Annotated in this window: 9 protein-coding genes; 6 read left to right on the forward strand and 3 right to left on the reverse strand. The window is 58.0% G+C overall.

Translation table 11 applies throughout. The features are described 5' to 3' along the window. Together PMI35_RS35520 and PMI35_RS06120 are read left to right on the forward strand one after the other, a co-directional pair. A partial coding sequence (locus PMI35_RS35520; protein ID WP_238543205.1) for a hypothetical protein occupies positions 1-181 on the forward strand: 181 nt, incomplete at its 5' end. Between the two features lie 88 nt (positions 182-269). Further along, positions 270-479, forward strand: a complete 210-nt coding sequence (locus tag PMI35_RS06120; RefSeq protein ID WP_008064245.1) for a hypothetical protein — start codon at positions 270-272, stop codon at positions 477-479. Positions 480-481: 2 nt separating this feature from the next. On the opposite strand, the gene PMI35_RS06115 is transcribed toward PMI35_RS06120, so the two are convergent. From PMI35_RS06115 to PMI35_RS35525, 3 genes are all read right to left on the reverse strand, one after another. Beyond that, positions 482-721, reverse strand: a complete 240-nt coding sequence (locus tag PMI35_RS06115) for a DUF2789 domain-containing protein (RefSeq protein WP_008064247.1) — start codon at positions 719-721, stop codon at positions 482-484. Between the two features lie 140 nt (positions 722-861). Beyond that, complete coding sequence (locus PMI35_RS06110) at positions 862-1,092, reverse strand: hypothetical protein (protein ID WP_008064250.1); 231 nt, start codon at positions 1,090-1,092, stop codon at positions 862-864. Positions 1,093-1,246: 154 nt separating this feature from the next. Further along, positions 1,247-1,495 (reverse strand): hypothetical protein, encoded by a 249-nt coding sequence (locus tag PMI35_RS35525; RefSeq protein WP_008064259.1) that lies wholly within the window; start codon positions 1,493-1,495, stop codon positions 1,247-1,249. A gap of 410 nt (positions 1,496-1,905) precedes the next feature. On the opposite strand from PMI35_RS35525, the gene PMI35_RS06105 reads away from it, so the two are divergent. From PMI35_RS06105 to PMI35_RS06090, 4 genes are all read left to right on the forward strand, one after another. Then, positions 1,906-2,376, forward strand: a complete 471-nt coding sequence (locus PMI35_RS06105; RefSeq protein WP_008064261.1) for a hypothetical protein — start codon at positions 1,906-1,908, stop codon at positions 2,374-2,376. Further along, complete coding sequence (locus PMI35_RS06100; RefSeq protein WP_008064262.1) at positions 2,376-2,579, forward strand: hypothetical protein; 204 nt, start codon at positions 2,376-2,378, stop codon at positions 2,577-2,579. Before PMI35_RS06105 ends, PMI35_RS06100 begins: the two co-directional genes overlap by 1 nt. A gap of 117 nt (positions 2,580-2,696) precedes the next feature. Next, positions 2,697-3,710 (forward strand): ABC transporter substrate-binding protein, encoded by a 1,014-nt coding sequence (locus PMI35_RS06095; RefSeq protein ID WP_008064269.1) that lies wholly within the window; start codon positions 2,697-2,699, stop codon positions 3,708-3,710. A 120-nt stretch (positions 3,711-3,830) separates the two neighbouring features. Further along, complete coding sequence (locus PMI35_RS06090) at positions 3,831-4,268, forward strand: DUF3995 domain-containing protein (protein ID WP_008064270.1); 438 nt, start codon at positions 3,831-3,833, stop codon at positions 4,266-4,268. Positions 4,269-4,381 lie beyond the last annotated feature (113 nt).

Here is a 4,381-nt window from a genome sequence, read left to right on the forward strand (position 1 = left end):
AGGGGCAAGAGCCCTTGGTTACTTGGGGCTCTTCCAAGTCACTCGCCGTAAGGGCGAAACCCTAAGTGGCCGTTACCGCAGCAACGGATATACACCCAATTCAAATACGCTCCTGCAGCCCCCACCTAAAACCAACACCATTACGATGACGGACGGCGATTATTACAATTCAGGTAACTAAGCTGTACAAAGACGTTATTGTTTTCGCGCCTGTGAAGTCGTTACCATACTTGTATTAGTTAGGTTGCTAACGGAGTTCGAGGCGCAACATGCACAGTAAGGTTGATGTCGCGGTCATGATCGGCAGTGGAGTACCCGCCAATCTGCGGGCGTTGGGGCAAAGCATCTGCTGGGTGGTGCTGCTCAATGGCGAACGCCGTGGCACCGCTTATTCCAGTCGCAATGAAGCCGAAGAGTGCAAGGCTGCCTGGTTGGCGCAATTGCGCGCCGAAACGCCAGGCAACCTGCACTGTGCCTGAGGCTAGTGACGCTGATGCATGCGCAGGTTCAGGTCGTCGACCACCCGCGCCCAGTCGGCGTCTTCACGCAGCTGTTCCTTGAGGAAGCCTGCCTGTTGGGAGGTCCAGAACTCGGCATCGATGAGTTTTTTGTCGTTGGGCAGGGGGGAATGGCTGGCAATGAAATCGTCAATGGCTTTCTGGCTGGAGTCCAGGCCGAGCTGGTCGAACAAGCCTTTCAAGTCGTGGGTCGGTGATTCCATCTTGATCTCCTCGCAGGTCATCGGTCGCGTCGAATAAATGATATGAAGAACGACTGTGTTAAATCTGAGGGAGCCGTGCTTCAGTAAGTTCGAAAACGATGTGCAAACGCAGCAGTGAGCATAGACCGCAAATCCGCGTGTCAGGTTTTCAAGGCGCCTGCATCGACGGCGGCTTTCAGTTCTTTGGCCGATTCCTGTGCGGCGAGGGCGGCGATGTCGGAGGATTTGAACCAGCGATCTTTCTCGACCTGATGATAGGTCACGGTTTTCAGCGGCGGCTTGGCGCGCATCACGATCACGGCCTGGAACTCGCCGTCGATCTCTCTGGCTTCGCCCCGGATGAAAAACTCGCCGATATCAAATTCCGTCACGTTGCGGCCATCCCATGAAAAATATTGTTGTTTAACGCGCCCGCCACGGGAAGGCGCGTTTGATTGGTCGGGCAGTATGGCAGCAGTTGCCTGCCTGCGGCTGAGTAAAGTCGCAGGCCTGGCGAAACCTGCCAGGGAAAACGGCACGAAAGTGTCACATACGTGACTCAAGTGCCCGGGCGAGGGCGCAGGCCTGGTTATGATCACCGCGGAAACCTCTTACGTGCCCAGTGGAAGTTTCCTTGATATGAAAGAACGCGTTGCCCGCCAGGACCACGTGAAATCGTGGCGGCGAAGGGGCCCGGGGGGCGGCTTCGGCAGCAAGAAACACCGCGGGGTGCAGGGAAGCCGGGGTGTTGGAGTAAGATGCCTGGGGATGGGCAAAGTGTGTCAGTGTGCACATATGAAGTCCTTTTCTTGGGTTTGCCGACGTAATGTACGTCGTCATGGGTAGTCTCGGTGAGCATCGCTGCTCTAGAATCAGCGTCACTGGTGGGTGGACAGGGCTTATCTAAAGCAATTTCCGGCTGGCGATATGTAAGAAAAGTGCTTTTTTATAAGAGTTTTTTCCCTAAAGTTGATAGTCCGTATTTCTCTGGCCGTTCCAAGGGCGTTTTCCTTCAGCCTTTGTCGAACGCCGCGCGAGACGATGTGAGCGGCATCCAGTAATCTGCTCAAGCTTCGAGAGGGATGAGCGCTCTGCTCATCCGGGATCTCAACCCGGGTTATCTGGCTTCACCTCGGCATTGCCGCTTTTTTTGGCCGTGCGCTTTTTTCGCGTGCGGCGTCATTTTCAGATGTGGGGATGTTTCCTTGGCAGTAAGTAATCTCGATATGCATGCTTTGTTTGTGCTGGGTGATTTGCGCGCAAAGCTGGTTAAACAGTTTCAGTCACGTTTCGTTTACATTACCGAACAGAACGCTGAAGGCATTTACATTGCCGAGATCGACACCGAATCAGCGCTGGTGGTGGACGATAAGCCGGGACTCAAACTCAAGGTCGGCGATCATTTCAGTGCGTCGGTGTTGCCGAGCCGCGAAGGCGGCAAACTGGAAATCAAGTTCCGCGACATCAAACTGACAGTCTACGGCCTGGGCGATTACGCGTTCGTGACCACCGCTGACGGCCAGGCCATCCTGTTCAAGGAAGGCCACAATGTGGTGACGGTGTTCGCCGCACACCAACAACTGCAGGAAGGCCTGACCAAGACCCTCAAGGCCGTGACCGGCAAGGCCGCCAAGTGGCGCAAGGGTGAACTGGTGACGTTCAAGGCCAGTGAGTAGTGGACCTGCCCCGCGCCGATTTCCACCAGCAGCACCAGGCCAGTGCGCAAGCCGAGGCCCTGCGTCTGTTTGAGCAAAAGGCTGTCCTGCAGGGTGCCTGGTTGAACTGGGTGGCCTCGCAGATCTACGCGTTGCGACCTGCGGCATACGCCAGCATGGTCAGGAGAGAGCTGGCCCGTCTGCAGGCAATGGGTGAAAGCTGATCCACGTCCCTCGAAAGCAGGAACCTCTACTACAGTCAGTTGACTGAGTATTCAGAGGCTTCGCGGTCGTCGCAAGGCCATCCTGCTATTGCTGTGAACAGCACGAGGTGCACAAGCATGAAAGGCATTCGCCGGTTGCTGGCCGCTGTCGTGGCCACGTTCGGACTGTTGGCGTCACCCGTTCCGGTGCTCGCTGCCAGCACCCCGATCCACTTCGCCGACCTCAACTGGGAAAGCGGCAGCCTGATCACCGATGTCCTGCGGATCATCGTCGAAAAGGGCTACGGGCTGCCGACCGACACCTTGCCGGGCACCACCATCACCCTGGAAACCGCCCTGGCCAACAATGACATCCAGGTCATTGGTGAGGAGTGGGCGGGGCGCAGCCCGGTCTGGGTCAAGGCCGAGGCCGAAGGCAAGGTCGTGAGCCTGGGCGACACGGTCAAGGGTGCCACCGAAGGCTGGTGGGTGCCGGAGTACGTGATCAAGGGCGACCCGGCCAAGGGCATCAAGGCGCTGGCGCCGGACTTGCGCAGTGTCACGGATTTGCCCAAGTACAAGGACGTGTTCAAGGACCCGGAAGCCCCGAACAAGGGACGCTTCCTAAACAGCCCCATCGGCTGGACCTCGGAAGTGGTCAACAAGCAGAAGCTCAAGGCCTACGGGCTCGATGACAGCTTTGTGAACTTTCGCAGCGGTTCGGGTGCGGCGCTGGATGCAGAGATCAGCTCGTCGATCCGCCGGGGCAAACCGGTGCTGTTCTATTACTGGTCGCCCACGCCGCTGCTCGGTCGCTTCAAGTTGATCCAGCTGGAGGAGCCGCCCTTCGATGCGCAGGCCTGGAAAACCCTGACCGACGCCGACAACCCGAATCCGCAACCGACCCGATCGCTGCCTTCGAAGCTGTCCATCGGCGTGTCCACGCCGTTCCAGAAGCAGTACCCGCAGATCGCCGAGTTCTTCGCCAAGGTCGATTTCCCCATCGACCCGTTGAACCGGGCGCTGGCCGACATGAGTGAAAAACACACGCCACCACGTCAGGCCGCCGAAGCGTTCATGAAGGCGCATCCAGAAGTCTGGAAGGCCTGGTTGCCCAAGGAGATCGCGGACAAGGTGTCTGCCTCCCTGTAGATGCCGGCTGCAAAAATGGCCCATGTGTTGCGTTGGTCGGGTCGCTGGCGTCGTGGCGTGCGCTACAAAAAAAGCCGACTAGGATGAGTCTGTTCAAATCCCTTTCAAGGATTTCAGACCATGACCTTCGTGTTGGCTCAATGGCTGGCGACGATAATTTCGGCGATCGCTCTGGTACACGTGTATTGGGCGTTGGGTGGTGAATGGGCCGCCGTGGCGGTGGTGCCGCAGGTGCCGGTGGAGGGCGGTGCGCGGTTGCAGCCGGCCTTCCATCCCCGTGGCTGGATGATGATGCTGGTGGCGGCGGGGTTGCTGATCATTGCCCTGTTGGTGTGCTTGCGGGTTGGCTGGTGGCTGCCGCAGGTGGATCATCGAGGGTTGCAGTGGGTGATCAGCGCCATTGCGCTTTTGTTGTTTGCCCGGGCCATTGGTGATTCGGAGCTGGTGGGGTTTTTCAAGGAGGTCAAGGGGTCGAGGTTTGCCCGGCTGGATACCTGGGTCTACTCGCCCTTGTGTGTGGTGCTGGGGGCGGGGTTGTTGGCGGTGGCCTGGGTCTAAGATGAAAAATCGCAGCCGACGGAGTACATATCCATTCCTGCGGTAACGGCTACTTATGGTTTCGCCCTTACGGCGAGTCACTTGGAAAAGCCCCAAGTAACCAAGGGCTCTTG

Origin of the sequence: Pseudomonas sp. GM78 (genome assembly GCF_000282475.1) — a bacterium.
Taxonomy (GTDB): domain Bacteria; phylum Pseudomonadota; class Gammaproteobacteria; order Pseudomonadales; family Pseudomonadaceae; genus Aquipseudomonas.